This window comes from Njordella aestuarii, assembly GCF_056494165.1.
In genome coordinates this window covers 3,171,287-3,193,044 of the sequence record NZ_CM151397.1, presented here as the reverse complement: position 1 = coordinate 3,193,044, position 21,758 = coordinate 3,171,287, and the positions used below count along the sequence as shown (strand labels likewise).

The 21,758-nt window shown below is 50.0% G+C and carries 17 protein-coding genes and 3 pseudogenes; 10 read left to right on the top strand and 10 right to left on the bottom strand.

Annotation, left to right across the window (positions count from 1 at the left end; all coding sequences use genetic code 11):
• Window position 1: 1 nt before the first annotated feature.
• Window positions 2-385, bottom strand: a complete 384-nt coding sequence (locus SH451x_RS12490; protein WP_479362788.1) for a VOC family protein — start codon at window positions 383-385, stop codon at window positions 2-4.
• Between the two features lie 10 nt (window positions 386-395).
• A complete protein-coding gene (locus tag SH451x_RS12485; RefSeq protein ID WP_479362787.1) occupies window positions 396-1,280 on the bottom strand; it encodes a YciI family protein in 885 nt (294 codons plus the stop codon).
• A gap of 349 nt (window positions 1,281-1,629) precedes the next feature.
• Here SH451x_RS12485 and SH451x_RS12480 point away from each other — a divergent pair, with 349 nt between their 5' ends.
• Together SH451x_RS12480 and SH451x_RS12475 are read left to right on the top strand one after the other, a co-directional pair.
• Window positions 1,630-2,373 carry a phytanoyl-CoA dioxygenase family protein gene (locus tag SH451x_RS12480; RefSeq protein ID WP_479362786.1) on the top strand — a complete coding sequence of 248 codons (744 nt, stop codon included), beginning with the start codon at window positions 1,630-1,632 and terminating at the stop codon, window positions 2,371-2,373.
• A 36-nt stretch (window positions 2,374-2,409) separates the two neighbouring features.
• A pseudogene (locus SH451x_RS12475) lies at window positions 2,410-3,302 on the top strand (M28 family peptidase).
• A gap of 469 nt (window positions 3,303-3,771) precedes the next feature.
• On the opposite strand, the gene SH451x_RS12470 reads toward SH451x_RS12475, so the two are convergent.
• Entirely contained in the window at window positions 3,772-6,087 is a 2,316-nt protein-coding gene (locus tag SH451x_RS12470; protein WP_479362785.1) for a hypothetical protein, read from the bottom strand.
• A gap of 229 nt (window positions 6,088-6,316) precedes the next feature.
• Here SH451x_RS12470 and SH451x_RS12465 point away from each other — a divergent pair, with 229 nt between their 5' ends.
• Window positions 6,317-6,490: a hypothetical protein gene (locus SH451x_RS12465; RefSeq protein ID WP_479362784.1), complete on the top strand. Its 174-nt coding sequence runs from the start codon at window positions 6,317-6,319 to the stop codon at window positions 6,488-6,490.
• Between the two features lie 72 nt (window positions 6,491-6,562).
• Here SH451x_RS12465 and SH451x_RS12460 read toward each other — a convergent pair whose 3' ends face one another.
• The 4 genes and pseudogenes from SH451x_RS12460 to SH451x_RS12445 all read right to left on the bottom strand — a co-directional run bounded on the left by SH451x_RS12460 (window position 6,563) and on the right by SH451x_RS12445 (window position 10,451).
• On the bottom strand, window positions 6,563-7,135 hold the full coding sequence (locus SH451x_RS12460) for a chalcone isomerase family protein (RefSeq protein ID WP_479362783.1): 573 nt from the start codon (window positions 7,133-7,135) through the stop codon (window positions 6,563-6,565).
• Window positions 7,136-7,565: 430 nt separating this feature from the next.
• Window positions 7,566-9,143, bottom strand: a pseudogene (locus SH451x_RS12455) (L-lactate permease).
• A 317-nt stretch (window positions 9,144-9,460) separates the two neighbouring features.
• A complete protein-coding gene (locus SH451x_RS12450) occupies window positions 9,461-9,862 on the bottom strand; it encodes a DoxX family protein (RefSeq protein ID WP_479362782.1) in 402 nt (133 codons plus the stop codon).
• A 31-nt stretch (window positions 9,863-9,893) separates the two neighbouring features.
• Complete coding sequence (locus SH451x_RS12445; RefSeq protein ID WP_479362781.1) at window positions 9,894-10,451, bottom strand: DUF1579 domain-containing protein; 558 nt, start codon at window positions 10,449-10,451, stop codon at window positions 9,894-9,896.
• 177 nt (window positions 10,452-10,628) lie between these two features.
• On the opposite strand from SH451x_RS12445, the gene SH451x_RS12440 reads away from it, so the two are divergent.
• The 4 genes from SH451x_RS12440 to SH451x_RS12425 all read left to right on the top strand — a co-directional run bounded on the left by SH451x_RS12440 (window position 10,629) and on the right by SH451x_RS12425 (window position 13,710).
• Window positions 10,629-11,093 carry an SRPBCC family protein gene (locus tag SH451x_RS12440; RefSeq protein ID WP_479362780.1) on the top strand — a complete coding sequence of 155 codons (465 nt, stop codon included), beginning with the start codon at window positions 10,629-10,631 and terminating at the stop codon, window positions 11,091-11,093.
• Between the two features lie 19 nt (window positions 11,094-11,112).
• A complete protein-coding gene (locus SH451x_RS12435) occupies window positions 11,113-11,430 on the top strand; it encodes an ArsR/SmtB family transcription factor (protein ID WP_479362779.1) in 318 nt (105 codons plus the stop codon).
• Between the two features lie 13 nt (window positions 11,431-11,443).
• Entirely contained in the window at window positions 11,444-11,902 is a 459-nt protein-coding gene (locus tag SH451x_RS12430) for an SRPBCC family protein (protein WP_479362778.1), read from the top strand.
• 128 nt (window positions 11,903-12,030) lie between these two features.
• Complete coding sequence (locus SH451x_RS12425) at window positions 12,031-13,710, top strand: hypothetical protein (RefSeq protein WP_479362777.1); 1,680 nt, start codon at window positions 12,031-12,033, stop codon at window positions 13,708-13,710.
• A gap of 69 nt (window positions 13,711-13,779) precedes the next feature.
• Here SH451x_RS12425 and SH451x_RS12420 read toward each other — a convergent pair.
• Window positions 13,780-14,107: pseudogene (locus SH451x_RS12420) on the bottom strand (four-helix bundle copper-binding protein).
• A 459-nt stretch (window positions 14,108-14,566) separates the two neighbouring features.
• On the opposite strand from SH451x_RS12420, the gene SH451x_RS12415 reads away from it, so the two are divergent.
• Entirely contained in the window at window positions 14,567-14,788 is a 222-nt protein-coding gene (locus SH451x_RS12415; RefSeq protein ID WP_479362776.1) for a carbon storage regulator, read from the top strand.
• 119 nt (window positions 14,789-14,907) lie between these two features.
• Here the strand turns inward: SH451x_RS12415 and SH451x_RS12410 are convergent, their stop codons facing one another.
• Entirely contained in the window at window positions 14,908-15,942 is a 1,035-nt protein-coding gene (locus tag SH451x_RS12410; protein ID WP_479362775.1) for an AI-2E family transporter, read from the bottom strand.
• Between the two features lie 779 nt (window positions 15,943-16,721).
• Here SH451x_RS12410 and SH451x_RS12405 point away from each other — a divergent pair.
• A complete protein-coding gene (locus SH451x_RS12405; RefSeq protein WP_479362774.1) occupies window positions 16,722-17,333 on the top strand; it encodes a CAP domain-containing protein in 612 nt (203 codons plus the stop codon).
• A gap of 121 nt (window positions 17,334-17,454) precedes the next feature.
• Here the strand turns inward: SH451x_RS12405 and SH451x_RS12400 are convergent, their stop codons facing one another.
• On the bottom strand, window positions 17,455-19,557 hold the full coding sequence (locus tag SH451x_RS12400) for an alpha/beta hydrolase family protein (RefSeq protein WP_479362773.1): 2,103 nt from the start codon (window positions 19,555-19,557) through the stop codon (window positions 17,455-17,457).
• A gap of 206 nt (window positions 19,558-19,763) precedes the next feature.
• Here SH451x_RS12400 and nagB point away from each other — a divergent pair, with 206 nt between their 5' ends.
• Complete coding sequence (gene nagB / locus SH451x_RS12395; protein ID WP_479362772.1) at window positions 19,764-21,692, top strand: glucosamine-6-phosphate deaminase; 1,929 nt, start codon at window positions 19,764-19,766, stop codon at window positions 21,690-21,692.
• Window positions 21,693-21,758: the final 66 nt, after the last annotated feature.

Below are 21,758 nucleotides of genomic sequence, written 5' to 3'. Positions count from 1 at the left end.
GTTATGCAGAAGGTGGATTATGTAGACCGAACATGTTGCCTTCGGTGTCGATGCCCAAAGCAATTGCACCATACTGGCCGATGGAAGTTTTGGGCATGTGCACCCGGCCGCCAGCGGCTTCGATGCGTGACGCCTCCGCACTGCAGTCTTCACAGCTGAAATAGACGATCGTGCTCCCGCCGCCACATCGCATACCTTCCATCTTGCAAAGCGCACCTGAGGCACCCCCTGCATCCATTGACATGGGAAAAGCCATCATCGCAAGATTGTCTGTCGGCGATGGAAGTTCTTGCAGCTTGACGTTCAGTACTGCTTCGTAGAATTTCGTCGCGCGCGATAGATCGTCGACGTAGATTTCGAACCAACTTACAGGATTGCGTTGCATGAGATGTTCCTCATTTCAAAGTGGTGATACCAGCGGCACGTCGCCACTGGTTAATTTGGGCCAAGTGATAAGACTCGTGGGACGCAAGTAGATAGACGGCGATCCTACCAATCGTTGGTGCTGCAGCTTGAAATTCCGGCGGTGGTTCACGGTGGAAATAGGATTCGTGTTTGGCCAACACGACTGACTCTAGGGTCGTGTGTAGTTGTTTTAACTGGGAAAGCAGTTCAACTTTGCTTTTGTAATCACTTCGCTTGCTGGCTGGGATCGATCCTGGCCCGAATCGGCGCCACTCGTCGTCGGAAAAATTCGCTTGGGGCTCGTCAAACATACCAAGTAAGATTTGCAGCGAAACGTTTAGATGACTAAGAGTCCATGCTGGATGATTGACAAGACCGTTCGGCTGGTCCACAAAGCGTTCATCGGGAACTTCTGTCACTGCTTGTTCGATATACCCAAGGTGATCCTGGAACACCTGGAGCAGGATATCAATTTCGGTTATGTTTTGTTGCCGAACCGCTAGGTCTCGCGATTTAATCATCGCATTCACGGTTTCGTCGGCTGGTCGGATTTCAAATGGACCGAACTTTACGCCGGGATGTTTGGCCATCAAATCCATCGCTTCGGCCATGTCTTTTGCTTCCAGGATTAGGATGCCGCCGAGCTGTTCTTTGGTTTCGGCATAGGGGCCATCTGTAGCGACAGCTATCCCATTTCGATATCGCATCGTTACTGCGCTGCTGGCCCCTTGTAGTGCTTCGCCACCAGCGAAATGCTGACCGCGACGCAATTCGTCGTCGTACGCGAAGCACTCTTGCATTGCGGCGGCCATCTCCGCTTCACTCATTTTTGCGAATAATGAATAGTCAGCGTAGCCGAGGCAGATAAACTTCATGAGGTTCGCATCCCAATCTTGATAAGATTTACAAGTACAATGCCTATTAGTCGTTTGTCGTGTATCGAAATCGACGTTGTCCGAAAATTTATCTGGTAACTCTTTAGGGCGACGGTTCCGTGGAACTTTCTATTGAAAATCGCCAACCGTCAAAGAAGCGCGAAGTCGAATAGGGACGCCGACTTACTTTTGGTAACATAAATCTTGAAGGCGGACTCGAACGAGTTCAACTGCATCCAATTATTGTGTCACAATAGCGATACTACGAAGCCTAGGTTTTACGAATGCTGTGACAATCTTCGAGGTTTTCTTTCAATTGTTTGATGTGCGAGACAGCAAAGGATAGCGAGTGAGTTGGGAACTACAACGCGATGGATTCTGTATGCTGGAAGGTGCTATCACCTCAACGGCTGTTGCCGAACTGATAACCGAGTTCTCGAACGTCCTCGGTAGAGACTCGCACGGGGTTCTGCTTCGCTCTGACCAGGGGCATGCGGTTGCAGCACGCAATTTAATCGATTCGGTACCGTTAGTGCGCACAGTGTGGCAATCCGAAGGTTTGATTCGTTTACTCGAACAAGAGCTTGGGCAGGACTTTGGTTTAGTGCGTGCACTGTTCTTTGACAAACCTCCCGATCGAACTTGGGCTTTGGCCTGGCACAAAGATACTGCGATTGCTGTTAAAGACAACTCGCTCTCCTCCGCCAGCTTCTCGCGTCCGACGGTTAAGGCTGGTGTACCGCATGTAGTCGCTTGTGATTCAATTCTCCGACGCATGTTGACGTTGCGTATACATCTGGACCAAGTTACCGACGAAAATGGGCCGCTGGTAGTCGTCGCTGGTTCGCATACATCCAGCACTGCAATTGGCGTTGGAACGGACGCTGCAGTTCCTATCCACGCGCAGCCCGGTGACGTGCTCGCAATGCGGCCGATGATTACACATGGCAGCGGCGCCTCACTGGCAGGAACGATGCGACACCGTCGAATTCTACACCTTGAGTTTTCAGCCGATGCGATACTACCCGACGGATTTTCGTGGTACCGATTCGTCGCTCCGAACTTACACTCTTGTGAGCCTGTAGCATCGTAGTAGGTCTCGAATAACATGCGATCCGTGAATCTAAATATGATCGAAGAAGAACTGCGCAAGGTGATCGAGCAACGTTTGTACTTGCACGTCGATCGTTTGGCTGGGCTGATTGGACCAAGAACGTTAAGCAAGCCGAAATCGATTAAAGCGACGCTTGGTTATCTTAAAGCTCAGTGGGAAGAAATGGGATTCCAAGTCGTCGAAGAACCATTCGATGCACTGGGGGAGCAAGCGGTGAATCTTGTTGTGACCAGAACTGGCTCGCGTGCTCCCAGCGAGATTATTCTGCTGGGGGCACATTACGACACAGTCCCTTCGACGCCGGGAGCTGACGACAATGCATCGGCCATTGCTGTTCTGTTGGAAGTGAGCCGCTTGCTAAAAGACCACATTGGAAAACGAACGTTACGCTATGTAGCGTTTGCTTGCGAAGAGCCGCCGTACTTTGGCTTAGATGCAATGGGCAGCCAACATCATGCGCGATTGTCTGCGATTCGCGGCGATAGGATTATGGGAATGTTGTGTCTGGAGATGGTTGGTTATTTTCGCGACGAAGTAGGGTCACAGCAAGTGCCACCATCGATTCCAAGGATACTGCATCGTTTCTTTCCACAGCGAGCCAATTTTCTCGCCGCAGTTGGAAATCTAAAATCATGGAAGCTTTCGCTTGGTTTCCGCTGTGGTTTCAAGCGAGGTACACGACTGCCGCTTTTTTCGATCTGTTTGCCGGAGAAGATCAACGAAATACGCCTGAGCGACAACAGCTCGTTCTGGGATCAAGGCTATCCGGCATTGATGTTGACAGACACGAGCTTCCTGCGCATCCCGCACTATGCAAAGCAACAGATACCCCCGAGACGCTCGACTATAACCGCATGACCGACGTTACACTCGGCGTAGCAGCAGCGATTCGCACCTTACTGAGGTGAGGTTATTCATCGCTGCCCTCGCACGACAATTTGGATCGACAAGGTTGCCGATATGCCTGCAATGCAGTCGCCGGGGCAATCAAACGAGCAGACTTGCAAGATAGGATACGCGAGGTCGAAAGAAGTTTTGGCTTTAGCGCGCGCTGTTGTGCATAGTGGGTACGGAGTAACCCAACGAATTTCGTGTTGGTCTACGCGAGATCAAAGCCATCTAACAATCCACGAGGCACGAGAGTGCCCCTCATTTGGCCGATCATCCCTTCGTTCAGAACGAAATCAGGCACGTTCCATCAATAGCCTGACGTTAATTCCCCAGCAACTGATAGCAAGTTTCAGACGTACTCTACTTCTGCCGAGGCGTCGTAAAGCAATCGAACAGAACTTCCCATCTCCAAAATTCGAACCGAAAATTGCGATCTTTGCTACACAAGCGCTCGATCCTTCATGCTGCCGTGAACCAAACTTAAATTCACAGCCCCAGGTCCTTAAGATCGACTTCTTGCCTAGTATCTAGAAGTAGATAATTCCATTGACCGTTAAACCAGAACAGAGATGTATTGTTGTCCTGCAGCTCAAAATTGTGCGGTGCTGTCGCAATCAACTCTTCCAGTTGCTCATCATCGACACTCAAAAGATATGAATCAATTTCAACGACACAAGGTGGTGAGACATGGCGAAAGTCATCCCAGAATGACGCAAGCGGCACACCTGACATGCCAAGATGAATTTTTTCCAATTGAGACATATTCTCCGACCTCTTAAGAAGCTGAAGCGCCCCATTTTTGTCCCCAAAGTACAAGAGTAAAGATAGAGTTTTGCTGTCGAAACCAGAAAACTGATCCACTGTTGTTGGTTTGCTAAACCTCAGCCCCAGCGCCATGAACTGGTCCGTTGGACCGGATATAGTCCTCGGCGCAAGATCGTTGCAAACGATCTGCTCAACTGCCGAATTAAGGATATCGGCGTCAAAAACCTGAAAGCCAGTTGAGTCGTCTTCGTCTCCACGGAGTTCGATAGTGGTCAGTTTAGCGCAGTCCCTGATCTTCAATTCGGTCGCTTTACTGAGGGTCTCAATCTTTGTGGAGGTTATTCGGTTGCAATTTTCAAGGACAAATGAGCTCGAGTTTTCCCCGTAAAAACGCAACTCAAGTTCATCTAGTTTCCGCCCGTCGCGCACCGTAATCCGCGCGTCATCATCGTCGCTGAAAATGTCAAGTTTATGCAAGTGATGACCATTGCATTCCAACACAGCATCTTTCGCAACAGCCACTCGGAGCTCAGTTAGATTTAATCGAAGCATCAATTCTGCAAAAATTGCCCCATCTATCTTTTCGGGTGAAACGGATAACCTGCGAAGTTGTGGGTATGATTCAAGGATTCCGATAACTTCCGAATCGATGCGATCTAAATCAATGGCATTCGCACTTCTGAGAAAACTATTCTCGGAAACCAAATCTGCTGCAGATCCAGAAACCGTGGAAATCTTTTCTAGGTTTTCTCCATACAAGATTTGTTCGATAAATGGTGCGGTAACTGTTGTGGAACTTGTGTAGAGCGGAAAATCGAGCGTTTCAAATTTTTTTGCTTGGGCCGTGTAACGTGCCAGCGCTGCTAAACCAACAGTGCTACACAGCAGTGAAGCCACTCTCAGCCAACTGTATGTTTTCGAGCGAGATATATTTCTGTTCTTTTGGAGAGTGGCGACGATCGATATGCCAAAACCAAAAAGTGCCGCGAAGACAACTAAGACGGCTATGTCGATAAAGAATGCTAAGGCATTAAAGTTTTTTTCATAGATACCAACCGGCCCCCATACAACTATCGTCTGCTGATCAACTAGTTGGACAGTCTGGAAGACATTCGGCCAGCCAACCTCAATGTATTCAGCGTTCCACTTTTCCGACGGAGGATAACCGTGAGAATACAAAAGGTTGGTCAGGAGAAATCCTAGATATGCAAAAAACGATGCAATCTGGGCGAGCTTGAATAGCATTGTTGCCACGCTGTTTGGTTGCCTGGTCGCTTCAATTCTCAGTCCAAAACGATGGGCAGCGCATACAAAAATTGCGACTACAATGACGCATATGGCAGAATCGGTAGCGGACTGACTGCTAGAACTGTATACAAAGAGCGAACGCTGATAATCGATGCGGATCGGTGACAGAAAGTAGATTGCGGCGAAGTATCCCAACGAAATCGCTGCAACAGTTAAGTACTTCCTGATCTTACGCTCGTATTGAAGTGCGATCCACAGCGGTACAGCGGCCACGGCGCTAGCCGCAGACAAAAGAACCGTTTCCGTTCCCTCATTGCGGCCATTGATCGCAAAAAAGCAAATGAGGAAACCAATCGAGATTGTTAGGACGACGAAATCGAATATCGACACCGGCTTCCGCTTGTCTGGTGCAGTCCGAGGTTCGTCTTCACGTCCGACCACAATTCTGGCGCCAGTGAAAAGTCGTAATAGTATGGTCGCAATCGAAGCCGCTGAAATAATTGCAATTCGTTTCAACGTGATGTTTACTTCCAATCCCTCAAGATCTATCGCAAGTGCTGACAGAGTGATTACAAATAGCAGTAAAATCGCAGTAGAATTCTCAAATCTAGTTCGAGGAAAGTGCATCCAATACCAGACTGAAAGTAGCGAGATAGAAACGGCGGACAAACTTTCAAAGTTGAAAAATGTCGTAGCGAGCGCGTAGATCAGCAACAGTAGTAAGATTGGAATCAATGATATCCACTGATCTCTAGCGATGCGAAATTTCTCACGAACAGGTTCGGCCATGACGAGTGCTCAAGTATCAGAATGTTGCTTGGGTTGCCTTCAGATTGTAACCGACCAATCCTTTTGAAATAGGTGCCCCATGTTGAATCAATACGCGGGCGACCAAGCTAGACGTGCCAGAATTACGCCAGGCTGGAGAAGTTCGATTAGCTTGTAGAAGGATTTAAGTGACGTTACAATTTACTTTCGACGTTTGGCCTCGACAACATCTCAAGGTCGGAGGTACCCAATGCGTAAGCTCGCGTTCTTGCCTTTCTTGCTCTATTGCACGTTATCTTCGGTAACTGCACAGGAACTACCAGTATTGATCAATAGTATTGGACTGAAGTTAGTAAAGCTTCCGTCAATGCCCATGATGGAGACGAAGCCATCTGAGTCAGCGTTGCATGCACAAGCGGCGTGATGCTAATAGCAATGGCTGAAGTTGACGCACCCTGCTAAACAAAGATTGCTTCTGTACGCGGTAAGTCAGGTTTTAACGCGCAGTCGAGGATTTCAGCAGCGCTTGCTTGAGCGAGTTGTCGGCGGGTTTGTCGGATAACCAAATGCTAAAGAGAGCTTGCTTGAATTTTGCATTCGGAACGACTCCTTTATGCTTTCCATTTTTATTGACGATTACACCGTGTTGGGGAATGTAGACCATATCAAAAAAATCCCCTTTTTTGATGTCGTCCTTGAAGAACAATCGAAATTGATCAATCTCTGTGCGGATTTCGCGAGTATCGCCGCCAGTCGCGCTCTTGAATCCTTCTTCGAGCGATTCAACAAGACTACTCTGGCTTACAAAGCCCGATGTAATGCGAATCCGAATCGCCATCGGCTCTTCGGCTGCGATGATTGCACGAGGATCATTGTTCGCTTTCGACAGGTACAAACCCGCAGAATAAAGTTCGAGGAATGCCTTTGTCCGAACACCCGATCCATTGAGTAGCAGGCGATGTTCGCCAGCTGTGATCTCAGGCGGGAGCTTCTCGGCGGCGCGAGCGCTTGGCACAGTAACGCTCATGCCGACAAGAACAAAAGCTGCTATCAATGTTATACGCGACATAATCGATTCCTTCCGCGACAGGACTTCCATAAAACTTCGCAGCGCTGCACTCCAACAACGAAGGCCTATATCGATTGCCTTCTCAAGTGCCAACGTACACTTGGCGGACTGTAGCAGCTCAGATGGGGTAAGAAAACAGGAATTGTTCGGGACCTAGTAGCCCAGAATGCCTGCAAGAGAGCTCGTCACTAGCAATAAACAACGTCGTCCACCCGTCTGAGTTTGCATGCATAGTAAAAAGGTATGCATCGTATAGGTTCGGCCAATGCTAAGATTCGATTTTGTTCAGCGGTCTTCCAGCAAGAACACTCAGCTAACATAAAATTTGTGAGTCTCGCAGACTGTCAACAAAGACTTATATAATTCAGGAGCCCTGGGTAAAGTTACTCTGCTCGGAGACTCAAGTGCATTGCAACACAATCGCGCTTCGTCAGAAAAGGCCCAACAAAGCAGCCATGAATAAGTAAGTGATCATGGGAAGTGCGGTTTTGCGAATCACATTGCCTTCTTCTCCGAGTGTCCCTGCGACTGCGCAAGCGGCAACGACATTGTGGATACAGGTCATATTGCCCGCTGCAGCTCCAATTCCTTGAAGGGCTAGTATTGTCGTGGCGTCGTAACCCAAGCTGGTTGCGATTTTGAATTGCAACAGTGCGAATAGCATGTTGCTGAATGTTGCGCTGCCAGACATGAACGAGCCGAGTGATCCAACACATGGAGCGATTCCCGGCCAAATGCCTCCAAAAGCAGTTGCGAGTCCTTCTGCAAGCACCAATGGCATAGACTGCAGCGCTCCGTCGTTGCTGCCAGATTGCAAGAAGATCCGCACGGTCATAATCGACGCCATCAATGCTAACGCAGTCTTTAAAGTAGTGCGACCAGCGATACCAGCAGCTACGCTTAACCCTTTCCAGTCTGAACGCAAAATCCAGGCGCTCAGCAGTGTACATAACACGCAGATTGGACCTGGGGAATAGAACGGTTGGAGCTGAGCGGATATTCCTGTTTCAAAAATATTCTCCAGGCCAATCTTGATCGATGACAAGTACGCTCCAATCGGCAGTGCTTGCAGTCGAGTAAGGACCAGCAGCGTGACCAACAGCAAATAGGGTGCGAAGGCACGTGGGACGCTAGGTAGCGCGTGTTCCGGACCTTGTTCAAATGTTTCTGTTTTCAGGCTAGAGAGCGACGGGCAAGCTTTGGGCACCAACCACCGGCGTCGAAGCAGCGTAAATGCCATTGCAAAACCGACTAACGGTCCAATCAGACTTGGTAACTCGGGGCCAATCGTCACAACGACAATGAAGGAGGCGAGTGCTTGGGAAAAGCCGACCATACACGCAAACGGCGCGGCGGATAATGCAAGTCGCCATCCTGACCGGCCTAGGCTCGAGAGGATCAAAGTCGCGACAAGGATCGCCGGCATGAGTGTTCCAAGGACAAGATCCAGGGCAGCAATTCGGACAGCGATTTCTGCGATCAATGGCGCACCTTCAGCTTCAGAAAGCCCCTGTCCAAAACCGATCAGCATCGGCGTTCCTATCGCGCCAAAGGATACCGCCGTGCTGTCCCCTACCAGCGCGATCACAACTGCTTGCACAGGACGAAAGCCAAGCCCAATTAGCAGCGGCGCAGTTATCGCGGCGGGAGCACCGAAGCCAGCGCTTCCTTCCAAAAACGAGCCAAGCGTCCAACCAATCAAGACAGCCTGAACTCAAGGGTCGTCGCTGAGCCCAGATACGGACCGCTGCAAAACTTCTATAGCCTTCGTCTGACGTAAGACTGCCAGGAAGAATAACGCTCCAAAGACGATCATTAGAATTGAGAGCGTCACAGCAGCTGCTTGAACGATCGACGCAGCGATGCGTACCCCTGGAACCTGCCATAGCCACCAAGAACAGACCGCAGTGGTGCCAGCACACACAGGCATGGCAAGCTTCGCTGGCCACCGCACTCCGACCAGCAAGAGCAAGGCTAGCAGAATTGGAATCGCTGCAATGAACGCCAAGATAGTGCCTCGTGAAAAATCAACAACGCCGCAGTTAGGTCCGATGTTCCTAAAAGGTGACTCGAAACCGCGATTACAAGCAACGTCGGAGCCAGGGCAGCTATCGATGCATTACACAAAATGCGAAAACGTAAATCACGCAGTCGCGGTTTGAGCTGAGTCGCCTAAAGAGTACTCGGCAAATGCAACTGCGACAACCACTCAATTTGCCTTCGGCACAGACATACTACTAGCACATCTAGCTCTTGGTCCTGAGCTAGATGTGCAAATCGATTCCTGCTTGCGAAATCGCAGAAGCAGCACTGACAGCAGACGTGCTATGTTTTCGGTTCATTTACGGAAGGAGCCTCGGCGTTGAATGCGACTTGGAAAACTCGCCGATCACGCAGTCCCAATGCGATCCATGCTATCACGCCTACAACGATAGGTACCAAAAACGGATCGCCGATACGGACATGCGTCGCAGTTGCGCCGCCCAGATACGCGGACAACAGAATCGCCGCAATGAACGCTGTCCGCGGAATCAAAAAGAGTATGGCAATTGCGACCTCAACGACACCAACGACATACATTAGATCGATGGACCAGCCCATCTTGCTAAACATCGCTTCCTTGTCGGGGAAGTCGACAAACTTTGGAATTGCACTGCCCAAACAAAGAAACGCCGATAGGAGAACACTCAAGCTCCAGCCCGCAATTTTCGCCTTGGATCGTTTCATCGACTGCCTTTATCTATGTAAAACCTAAAAACTATTTGACTCGAGTCGCAGTGCCCGACATAAAGGTAACCCACTTGCCGTCTGTATCAAGCATGCGAGATGTCATTTTCATTTCAGTCTCGGAAGTGAATTCATAAATATCTTCAAACTTCGTCGTTTTGCCATCAGCCATGAAATTAGGCCCATCGGCTTGTAAGGTTAGTATTTTGCCAGAGCTATCGACAGAGCCTTCATATTGCCACATCATCGCACTCATAGTGTCGACCCAAGTGCCAATGTACTTTTGTTTCTCTGCATCGTATCCAATCGTCTGAACGCCTGTCATTGGGTCGCCGCCCATTTCACCGTTCATTTCGTTCAATACCCAGAAACCACCGAGCGCTCGACACTTCAAAGTCGCGGTGCATTCTACAGGAGGTTGGTCGGGGCTCATCGTTGCCTTCGATTTTGACTTCCATTCTCCGACAAATTTGGTCAGCCAAGCATGTTCAGCAACTGGTTCTGGCAGCACCAATGCCTCTTGCGCAAGAGATCGCCCTCCAACAATGGCTAAGCAAAGCACTAAAACGCACGACAGAGCATTCTTCATTTGAAAATCTCCCTTTTGAATGTGGAACGACAGGTCCTTTTACAGTTGTCGAAATCGCCAAGCCAAAATCGACAAGCTGCCAAAGTAATTTTGTGACTTGCAAAAGTCTAATCGATAAAGTTTAATATGCAACCACAAGGTTGCATAACATGGATTACAGAAAGGCAGTCATAGACAATGGACAAAAGCTCGACAGATCGAATTGAAAAACGGATAGAAATCAACGCTAGCGTGTCGCGAGTGTGGCGAGCAATTACGGATTACCGCGAATTCAGTCAGTGGTTTCGCGTGAATCTCGAGGCACCATTCGTGGTCGGAACAACGGTGCGCGGCAAGATCACTTATCCTGGGTACGAACACGTTACGATGGAAGTGATCGTTGAGACGATTGAACCGGAGCACCGGTTCGCTTTCTGGTGGCGGCCGTATGCCATTGACCCGCAAGTCGACTATTCAGCTGAACCTCGCACATTGGTAGAGTTCACATTGGAAGCCACTACTGCGGGTACGTTAGTTAAAGTCACCGAGTCGGGCTTCGATGGCATTCCAGCGCATCGACGGGACGAAGCGTTTCGCATGAACGACGGCGGATGGGCTGCTCAAGTAAAAAATATTAGAGACCATGTCGAAACAAACCCTTAAAAGTTACAGCAAAGGGCCCATGCGTGACAACGCAGTGGTCTTTCACGCGTTGGGTGATACCACTCGGCTGCAATTGCTAGTTAAGCTCGGCAAAGGATCGCCAAAATCGATCACTCAGCTGACGCTCGATTTTCCAGTAACGCGACAGGCCGTTACAAAGCATCTGAGGGTATTAGAAAAGGCCAAGCTTGTAACAAAAGAGGCTCACGGCCGAGAGCAGCATTTTGTTGCGCGTAAGGCTGCTATTAAGGAAGCGCAAGCTGCCTTACAGGAAATTGCAAAACAGTGGGACGATGCGCTAGTCCGCCTTAAGAACTTTGTCGAAGAAACGTCATAACGGTAGGAACATCATGATCAATATTACTCACCGCGTCGGAATAAGAGCATCAGTTTCGGATGTCTATTCCGCGATCGCTACAACTGAAGGCATTTCAAGCTGGTGGACACGTGAGACTACCGGTAATTCCGAAATTGGGGGGGAAATCGAAGTACGCTTTACCGACACAAGTGGTATTGAAATTGGGTCGATGACGATCGTGGTTGTCGAGCTCGTGTTAAATCAACGGATCTGTTGGCAATTTGAAGCGGGGCCAGCAGAATGGATGGGAACTGAAGTGACGTTTGAACTTAAACAAGAGGGAGATTTTACGATTCTGATTTTCAGTCATCGCGACTGGCGCGAGGCGATTGAGTTCACGGCTCACTGTAGCATGAAGTGGGCGATATTCCTGCTGAGCTTGAAAGAGTTTCTGGAGACGGGCTCGGGAAGACCTTCGCCAAATGATGTCAAAATCGACAACTGGAATTAGTTCGCGAACGGCTTTCCAGTTTCCTACCGCGGGCATAGTGTCTTCTTTGACCGAAGGCCGTAAAATCCGAGTATGTTTGCATCGAACATATCCGCAACGCTAACATAGCTCAATCGGAAGGAACTGTTATGAATTACTCGGCCAGGATCGTCCTACCAACTCTAATTTTCGCGACGTTGTTCTTTACTGCTGCTTTGGTTGCCCAGGAACTAAAGTTTGCAATTCCGAAGCCAGCCGAGAAGATTCACACAAAGCAAGGTGGAACTGATGGCTCCGGTGCAGTGCTGCAAGATAATCTGCCTCGACGAGCGAGCGGCACAATCTTCAGTCAGTTCGGCGAGCGAGTGAGCGACTGTTTGATCGTGTCTGAAACGATGAAATCCGACGGCACATTGGAAACAATAGCCACACATTCGGACGAGCAAGGAAATTATGACATCACTTTTCCAGGCGATGTGTCCTACCCCCCATCCTACTACGCGTGGGCCTACAAGGCCGGTTACGGATTGCGACCGCTCGCGTTTGGCAACACATTGATGAAGCGGCACGAATGGAGCGGAGCGGATATCGTCCTTCCAGATGAATCGCCTATCGATGTAGTTGTCGTCGACTCGAATGGCATGGCCTTGCCAGGTGCTGTGCTTGAGCCGTACCATTACAACATGCCCAACGGAAAATTCTGGACTGACGAAGACCGAGGGATGGCAGGCGCGCCTCCCGAGCCAATACTTAGTTTCATGCGAGCAACTACCGATGCGAATGGATCTGCAAGACTCTTGGGATGCAGTTCGCACTTAATGGGTAGCGTTGTCGTGCGAACGCAAAACTATGGCAACCAGGTGTTCGGCATTGGCGAAAAGCAGAGTTTGACTTTGGAACTGTCGCCGACGGGCGGTATTTTTGGGATTCTGGAGACTCCGGATCCAGCCAAGTACGCGGGGACGAAGCTTAGCATTCAGACTTGGTTTCCGCGAAGGTCGGAAAGCGATGATCGTGTACTGAGCACGAGTGGTTTTGCAGAAGTTGAAACGGATGCGAATGGCGAATTTGTCGTAAACTCAATTCTTCCCGGACAGGCAACCATACGTTTCGTCAACTGGCAACATGGACGCGATGCGATTCCCAGGTTGCCAGTACAAAATGAAGTGCCAGCGGGCGATGTCCTCAATGTTGCGGTGGAACTACTCCCGTCCGTCGAATTGCAAGGCCGCATACTTTTTGAAGACTCGGAAGCGCCCGTGGAAGGAGCACTAGTTTCGGTGTCTCGGGTCGATGATTCTATTCAAAGACTTGACCCCAGCTACTTTGGTCGAGGCACAACAGACTCAGACGGACGGTACTCAATCTTTGTTGTTCCTGGGCAGCATCGTATCCAACTGATACACCTTGGACCGAAAAGCTCGGGCTACACAAGGCCGCACAAAATGGTGGGCGATATTGCGGTTGATCCGCTGCAGAATCCTTTTGAAGTCGAGACCATACTTCTTCGACGAATCCCGACTGTGAAGGTTCATTTCGCAGATTCGAAGGGTGAGCCACTCGCCAACACATCCATTCAGCAAGGCTACTGGTTGTCTAACAATTTCAGTCCTGGAAAAGCGTTTGTTACCGACGCCGAGGGAGTTTTCGTGCTAACAATTGATCCAATTACGGTATCTACGGAAACAGGCTCTCGGCCAAGCTTCTTTCTCACCGACGAGATCGAAGGCAAAAAGCCAGATAAGAAAAACTCGTTTCAATTCAAACGTTATGAGAACGGTGAACTTTGGTTGCAAAAAGCGGAAGCCAAAATGATCAGACTTCCTTAGCTTTAAGGAGACTCGTATCCGAGATATGGTACGAGCCTCGCTGGTTGTCCATTTTAGGTGTCTGCTGAATCAGGCATTGGCTCCTGCCATTTGGCGGCATTCCTCGGCGCATCGCAGGCATTCTTCCGAGCACTTCCGGCAGTGGTCTGCCTCATGCTTGCCGCACTCCGCCGCGCATGCTTCGCAGACTTCCGCGCAGAGTTTGCAATATTCATTGGCATAGGCGGAATCGCGACTCATAAGCGCCGCCGCGCCCCAGCAAAGATCCGCGCAGTCACGGTCAAGCCGGATGCACTCCGACATCTTTCTCGCTAAGACAAGCGTCAGCACACGCTTCGCATGCTTGAGCACAGCGTACACAAGCTTCAATGCACGATTGAAATTGATTCGTAGACATGTCTTATTCTCCCACGCTATTTGGTAATACTGACTTACAAGCTGTCGCTAGTGGCGGTGCAATGATCATGCCAGTACCGCCGCATGGAAATGCCTCAAAATTTAGTGAATCACACTGCTTGTTGAGCGTCCAGCTCGCATCCGGATCGTTCACCACAAACGGGCGGACACGATAGCTAGATGATTCACGGGCTGCAGCATCAATCTTAAAGCTGCTTCTTTCAGGTATGCAGCGTTGGCCTTGAGTTCCGTTGTTCTGTCCTATTTGCATGCGGACTGTGGGAGCAGACAAACATCGGGGAGACGTTCATCAAGGAGGTTTCTGGAAAAACCCATTGCTCAGTGACCAGACGTGTCACGACGCTGCTGATAATAGATGGTGTTGGGACGCTGCTGACCAACAGATTTTTCAAGTCGCAGTAAAATAAGAATCTAAAAATCAGAATCAAGGAAGAATCCAATGCTTGTTTTAGGTCGCAAAGTTGGTGAGAAGTTGACGATCAATGGCAATATCGTTGTGCAGATTGTAAAGATTCAAGGGAATCGAATCACGATTGGTATCGAGGCGCCGGCGGATGTAAAAGTACTACGCAGTGAGCTGAATGAAACGAAGCCCCTGACTCAATTTGTTGATCTTCTCACCACCGATTCCAGTTACCTAGCGGATTTCAACCGGATTTGATCGATCCAGTTTAGTTCAAAGTTGTCACTACAAATGTGTTTATCAGTTGGCGACGAGCTCATTGAAGCTCGCTCTTGCTGATCAAACAGGGCAGTAGAACGTCAACATCAGCTCTTAACTTAGCAGTCTCCAAGATCTGCTTTTTTCGATCGCTCGGAGTTGAATCCCGAATTTACTAAGACCATAAGCACGACGACAAACGGGGCCGCCATCATGACGCCGACGATCCCCACCGTAACGCCCATCAATAACTGCGCGGAAATGGTCAGCACCGGCGGGAGTGAAACTTCCTGTTTCTGAATAATCGGTGTCAATAAATAGCTCTCGACGGTTTGCAAGACAACGTTGAACAGCAAAACGTAGAGCATCATTTCCGCTCCAAGTTCGATGGCGAGCAACATTTGCGGGATGGCTGCTAGCAAAGGTCCGATGTTAGGTATGAAAGTCAACAGCGCCGCTATGACGCCCAACGATATAGGCAAGGGCACGCCGAAGATCGACAACCCGACCGCAGTTGCGATGCCCACGACGGCCATCGAAAACATTCTTCCAACAATCCACCGTTGCAGTGTCGATCTCAAGCGATTTAGAACTCGCCTAACGTGGTCCCGTCGACCTTCGGGAAACAGCTCAATCAGCCCAACACGGTATAACTCCGGATCGTACGCCGAATAGAGCCCCACGAAAAAGATAACGAGTCCGGCCGTTATGGCCCATGCGAATGATTGGAGTCGATAAAACATCGCGGGAAGAATGTCGCTGCCAGACTGAGTTAGCTGAGTTTGAATCTCTGATACACTTGGCAGGTACTCTTCGGCCCAAGGATACTGGTCCAAGCGTTTGTTAATCTGTTTAGACGCGGATTGTAGCTGAGTCCAAAATTCGTCCGCTTGGTGGAACACCTGTGAACCAAGATAGAATGCACCCAAAACAATGAAGACCAGCATCAGCGACACAACCACCAAGTAAGACGTGCGGTACGACAATCTGAAATGTGCAGTCGGCCATGCACTAATCGCGTGGACAAAAATGCCAAACAGCAGTCCTGCGAATATCAGAAATACGACGCCCAGAGTTGCGACCAGCAAGTCTGCCGATGCAAGGATAAGCGCAAGCAACAGCAACGCGAAAACGATTCTCAGTGCGTTGGTCATTGTGCGTCCTTCTAGTTTTATCCCTATGGGTTCAACTGCATAGCCACATTAAATTGTCATATGAATATGCAGTTCATTGCGGCAATGAGTGTGCCAACCGGGGCGATTGCGCAGAAGTTGTTTCGCAGCGAGCGCTGTGCGAATACTGAAGGGATCCTCAGTATTTTTAGCGGGTCTCAGAAAATCTTAATCGAGACTTACAACCCGACTGGCGCGCATGTTGCGGCCCTTACGCCCTGAACATTTGACGCCATCGCCCCCGGGAGCAATGGCTTGTCAGGAGTTCAACACATGTCGCGTTTCGTATGCGTGACATAAACGCAATTTCATTAGAGGACGTAGAACGAATGGGACGCATCGTTTGTACAGGCACAGGAATGCGAAGATTACACGCCCTTTTATGAAGACGACGCCTGGTGGGACGTTACCGAGTGGTTTGATGGCAATGACTACAACTCGACAAGCGAAACAGCCTGGGATACGGACAACGACTACGATTACTATGGCTACGAGGATGACTCCGACAGCTATAACTAAGATAGCTATAAAAGCGAAGGTTCGTACGACGATTAAGGGTCTCATATTTGCATAGAGTTGGCTCATTGCGTGAGCTCTCGTAAGTGCGTCGCACAGAAAGAGTTCGCAATTCATTCCGCTCAATAGATTGCCGATATGCCATGACCAGAGTTTTGTCTTTGATTGTTGTTCTTAGTTGGGCCGCGACTGCCCGGGCCCAAGAATCCGAGGAGTCAATGGTGAGCCAAGTTGAGAATACAATAGTGGAAAAAACTAACGCGTTTCGGCAAGAATACGACTTGCCAGCCGTCAAGGTGGAAGATCACCTGTCAGAGGCTGCCAAAAAATTCGCATCGTTCATGGCAGCGTCCGAAAAATATGGACATCGAGCCGACGGCAAAACTCCGGCTCAGCGGGCGCAAGCTGCCGGCTACGAGTACTGCGTTGTGCGCGAGAATATCGCTTACCGCCTGAACACGGGGGAAGTCACTGCGGAGGGGCTGACCGATGTATTTGTCGAAGGCTGGAAAGACTCGCCGTCGCATCGAGAGAGTATGCTCGCTGACTTCGTAACGCAAATTGGCGCCGGAGTAGCGACGGAAGACGACGAGACCTATTACGCAGTACAACTGTTCGGCCGCCCCAAGTCAGAAGCGATTAAAATCAAGGTGCGAAATGAAAGCGGCGAAGCAAAGACGTTAATTGTCGAAGCGAATGACAGCAGCGATGAAATTGAAATGCCATCTCGCACCATCATCACGATGACCCGTTGCTTTCCCGTCACCATGCGACTGAGTGGCAATGACGAAACCATGAAGCTAGAAGAGTCAGCTGAGTTACAAATCACCGACAACGGACTTCAGAAGCAGCAGTAGCGATTCTGGGACGTCGATTCCAATTCACCTTCAGCCTGTTTGGCATTTTGCCGCTAATTAATTATGAGCTGGCTCGAAACATCGAATCGATTTTTGTAAGCACCGAGCAACTGGGCAAAGGTCATTCGTTGACGATCAACTTCGTTTTTGCCTTCAGAAGCTCATCTAATTCCGCAGGAGTGACGACGCGGGACCAATTTAAGAAGTCAGGCGCATTTTTGTCGCTTCGATTGAAATGAGTCAACTCCAACGTTTCGACATCATCACTAAACAGCGTCGCGAACGATGTCACTTCCGTCATTGCAGAAGCAGCTTTCAGATGGATTGGTACGGTTGAAAAGCGATCGAGCGTTCGCAATTGGCGAATGGCTTGGATAACGTCCAAGGCTTGGTAAGTTGCGAGCGTGGATCCGAGCAGCATAATACGCCGCCGCACATGCGTTTTGTAAGCCTCGTTGCCTCCAAGCGCAGTAGGACCAGTGCCAATGGGTGCGACGACTATGATTGCTTGACTGCTATCATCAGCTACAAGCTTCTCAAAATCAATTGGTGGCCCCGACGCGTTGTTGTTAGGCTTGTTGTCGTTCTCAGTAGCGAGCTTGAAGTAATCCGGAAAATGAGATTTTATGAAATCGGACCATGCCGTCCAGTTATCGTCATCAACGACGATTAGCCTAACGCTTTTTGCTTCCGTCGAGCTCGGTTCAAGCGCGAACATTTGTATCGCCAAGTGAGGCTGGCTGGAGAATTCATAGACTGTAAGAGCAAGATTGTCTGACTTCGAACTCGCTAACTCACTCAGCTTCGTCGCAGGCTGATTGCTGGTTATCGCGGCACGAACGGCGGAGAATGTATTGGAAAGTAACTCTTCCTTGAGAACTTCGGAATTGACCTGCTGGTTTTCATCAGCAAGTTTCGTAAAGCTTTCATGACAGACGCTTGAGATTTGGTCGCTTGGAATCCTCTCCAGTACTTTTAATTGTTGCGGCTGAAAGAGCTTTTTAGCATAGCCGTTGATCGGCCCATCCTCTTCTTTGAGCCATCGATTGAACCACCTCATGACGGGAACCTGTAAGTCAGCTGAGTCCTGGTGGTCACCCTCGGTGATTAGCAACCCCAGTTTGTCGTGAGCATCTAGTAGGTCGTAGACGTTTCTGGTTTTGCTGTGTAATCGCAGAACACCGTCGAGCGGAAAGATGGTGTCCTTGTCGGTGTTGCAGATCAAAAGTGGTCTTGGAGCATGCAATGCGGCGACTTCAGCAAAGTCCCATTGGTGCTTATTCACCATGAACATGCAGTCGCAGTGTCCCTCGACGCAGCCGTCCACGACGTGGTTCTGCATATCGGTGATTCCGGCTACCGGGCATGCTGCGGCGATTCGATCATCGATTGCCGCAGCCCACCAAGAATAGACGCCTCCGCCGCTTCGTCCTGTTATGCCGATCTTACTTGGTTCAACATCATCACGCGTTTGCAAGTAGTCGATCGCTCGCACACAGTTCCAAGCCTCTACCCCGGCAGGCGTATAGCCTCGGGAGCTCCACCACCACATCCCTTCGCGGTAAGTGCCGTGATGGATGCCTTCAATCTCACCCATTTGTACCGTGTCCATAACCATACAGACATAGCCATTCTGAGCGAACCATGCACCGTGGTGTTGATAGGATACTTTGTTGCCGTAGCTAACGCCGTCGATTTTCACCGGGCCATGTCCGCTTACGTACAGCACAGTCGGTGCAGGTTTTGATAAACCGTCGGGCACATAAATATTAGCAGTGACGTAGAGTCCGGGCCGAGACTGGAAGACGAGCTTCTCTACGGTAAAGCCCTCACCTTGGACGGCTCCCGTAATCGTTGCCTGAAGATCAGTACGGGCCGGCATTGGACTCAAGCCCAGCATATCCTTCAATTGTTCGACACGCATTTCGCGTGACTCCAACCATTCTTCTTTCGTAGATATGTTGTTTAACGATGATGAAGCAAGTTTGGCAGTCGCAATTTTAAAGAACTCTTGGAAAGCCACGTCGCCGCGTGTAGCATCCCGAGGTAGCTTCCCGTAAATGTTGCGATACGCGGAACCTTCCAGCGGCTGTGCGGACGCGTGGTTGGGGGCTGATTCTTGCCCCAGAGCGTCGCGCTTAAGAGCCAGAGGGCTGCTCAGAAAAACGAACGATACTGCAAGAGTGAAGTTGATTTTAAACGGAAGGCAGCGTGTAAGCTTCATCGATTCATCTGACCGCTATAGGAGTGATCCAAGCTTAAAGGGACTAATCGCCGCGACTGATTATACGCCAATCGAACGCTCCGTGCTTGCGTATATTCAACTCAGCGATGACGTGTTTACCACGTTTCTGTTTTGCTATAGCATGTGCAACCTACGGGCGCTTGCATCCAAGACTGGCGATTTTCCTAAATCATTTGACGGCTGCGATGATACATCAGAAGAACGAAAGAATCGCGACTTCCATTTACGCGACAGCTGCGGAAGCAAGCTGTGCGGTAGCGAGAGAGATTGCCGATCTGATCGTCGAACGGTCCAATGAAGGTCGCATGTGCGTGTTAGGCTTGACGACGGGCAGCACGCCTACCAGCGTTTACGACGAACTTGTTCGGCTGCATAAAGAGGAAGGGCTGTCATTCAAGAACGTGATCACGTTCAATTTGGACGAGTACTATCCCATGCAGCCCGATGAGTTGCAGAGTTTTGTCCGATTCATGCGCGAACATCTGTTTGATCATGTGGATATCCTTGCAGAGAATACTCATATTCCCGACGGAACACTGCCACTTGAAAAGATCTCTGAATACTGCGCGCAGTATGAAGCGGAGATTGAACGTGTTGGCGGTATCGATCTGCAGATTCTGGGGATTGGGAGAACCGGCCATATTGGGTTTAACGAGCCTGGTTCGGGTAGCGAGAGTAGGACGCGTTTAATCACGCTTGATCGCGTAACGCGGCGTGATGCGGCAAGTGATTTCTTTGACGAAGCACATGTTCCGCGGCGAGCCATCACGATGGGCGTCGGCACGATCTTAACTGCACGACGATTGGTGTTGATGGCTTGGGGCGAAGGTAAGGCTTCGATCGTAGCAAGGACGGTGGAAGGCGATGTTAGTCCCGCTATACCGGCAACCTTCTTGCAGAATCATCCGAATGCCAAGGTTGTTATCGATCAAGCTGCGTCGGAGGAGCTGACGATAGGTCGCGAGCCGTGGCGATGTGTTGATGTTGTCTGGGACGACGCGATGATTCGCAAAGCCGTCATCTGGCTGGCTCGCAAATGCGGCAAGCCCTTACTCAAGCTTACTGCCGAGGATTACAACGAAGAAGGCTTACAAAATCTGCTCGCCACGCGTGGCACAGCGTACGATCTGAACTTGCAGGTCTTCCGACAAGTGCAAGCGACGATTACGGGTTGGCCAGGAGGCAAACCGGAGCGGCGTAAGCAACCGGGCGATCGGCCGCGACCCGACGATCATATCTTTCCCAAGCGAGTACTTGTCTTTTCACCTCATCCGGACGACGACGTCATCAGCATGGGGGGAACGTTGTTGCGGCTGGTTGACCAAGGGCACGAAGTTCACGTTGCGTATCAAACTTCAGGAAATATTGCCGTATTTGATGATGATGCATATCGGTTCGCAGAGTTCGTGGCCGAGTTCAACAGGCATTTCGGAATCGACTTTGCGCAGACCGAAAGCGTAGAAAAGAAAATCAAAGAGTCGCTGAACAACAAGCGACCCGGGCAAATCGATAGTGATGAAGTTCGCTATATCAAAGGCTTGATTCGTCGCACAGAGGCTCAAGCCGCAACGCGTTGCTGCGATATCCCTAACGAACGTCTGCACTTCCTGGACCTTCCTTTTTATGAAACAGGACGCGTTCGCAAAAGGCCATTAGGACCTCAGGACATTGCGATTACCAGCGATCTCTTGCGGTTCATCAAACCACATTTGATATTTGCGGCGGGCGATTTGTCAGATCCCCACGGAACGCATCGGACATGTCTGGCGTCGGTCATTAGTGCTTGCCGCGAGGTCGCTGAAGATGACTGGTTCGGTGCATGTCGCTTGTGGCTGTACCGCGGAGCTTGGCAAGAGTGGGGACCTCATCAGATCGAAATGGCAGTTCCGATCAGTCCAGAAGAACTGCTGCGGAAGAGGTTAGCGATATTTAAGCATCAGTCGCAGAAAGACAAGGCGCTATTTCCCGGCTCGGATCCGCGGGAGTTTTGGCAGCGGGCGGAAGATCGCAATCGTGGAACGGCAGAGCTTTACAATCGGTTGGGCTTGGCAGAATACGAAGCGATTGAAGGGTTTGTGCAATGGAAGGTTGGGACGCCGATGCCGGGCTTTTAGAAGGCACGGTATCAAAACGAAAAAAGCCTCACTGATGGCGGTCTGTTTTGCAGAGTCGCTCATCAT

Excerpts from the sequence above, each read along its gene's own strand:
- nagB (WP_479362772.1), top strand. The coding sequence starts at position 19,764 with ATGATACATCAGAAGAACGAAAGAATCGCGACTTCCATTTACGCGACA.
- SH451x_RS12485 (WP_479362787.1), bottom strand. The coding sequence starts at position 1,280 with ATGAAGTTTATCTGCCTCGGCTACGCTGACTATTCATTATTCGCAAAA.
- SH451x_RS12460 (WP_479362783.1), bottom strand. The coding sequence starts at position 7,135 with ATGTCGCGTATAACATTGATAGCAGCTTTTGTTCTTGTCGGCATGAGC.
- SH451x_RS12415 (WP_479362776.1), top strand. The coding sequence starts at position 14,567 with ATGCTTGTTTTAGGTCGCAAAGTTGGTGAGAAGTTGACGATCAATGGC.
- SH451x_RS12465 (WP_479362784.1), top strand. The coding sequence starts at position 6,317 with ATGCGTAAGCTCGCGTTCTTGCCTTTCTTGCTCTATTGCACGTTATCT.
- SH451x_RS12400 (WP_479362773.1), bottom strand. The coding sequence starts at position 19,557 with ATGAAGCTTACACGCTGCCTTCCGTTTAAAATCAACTTCACTCTTGCA.
- SH451x_RS12490 (WP_479362788.1), bottom strand. The coding sequence starts at position 385 with ATGCAACGCAATCCTGTAAGTTGGTTCGAAATCTACGTCGACGATCTA.
- SH451x_RS12430 (WP_479362778.1), top strand. The coding sequence starts at position 11,444 with ATGATCAATATTACTCACCGCGTCGGAATAAGAGCATCAGTTTCGGAT.
- SH451x_RS12450 (WP_479362782.1), bottom strand. The coding sequence starts at position 9,862 with ATGAAACGATCCAAGGCGAAAATTGCGGGCTGGAGCTTGAGTGTTCTC.
- SH451x_RS12425 (WP_479362777.1), top strand. The coding sequence starts at position 12,031 with ATGAATTACTCGGCCAGGATCGTCCTACCAACTCTAATTTTCGCGACG.
- SH451x_RS12440 (WP_479362780.1), top strand. The coding sequence starts at position 10,629 with ATGGACAAAAGCTCGACAGATCGAATTGAAAAACGGATAGAAATCAAC.
- SH451x_RS12410 (WP_479362775.1), bottom strand. The coding sequence starts at position 15,942 with ATGACCAACGCACTGAGAATCGTTTTCGCGTTGCTGTTGCTTGCGCTT.
- SH451x_RS12435 (WP_479362779.1), top strand. The coding sequence starts at position 11,113 with ATGCGTGACAACGCAGTGGTCTTTCACGCGTTGGGTGATACCACTCGG.
- SH451x_RS12445 (WP_479362781.1), bottom strand. The coding sequence starts at position 10,451 with ATGAAGAATGCTCTGTCGTGCGTTTTAGTGCTTTGCTTAGCCATTGTT.
- SH451x_RS12470 (WP_479362785.1), bottom strand. The coding sequence starts at position 6,087 with ATGGCCGAACCTGTTCGTGAGAAATTTCGCATCGCTAGAGATCAGTGG.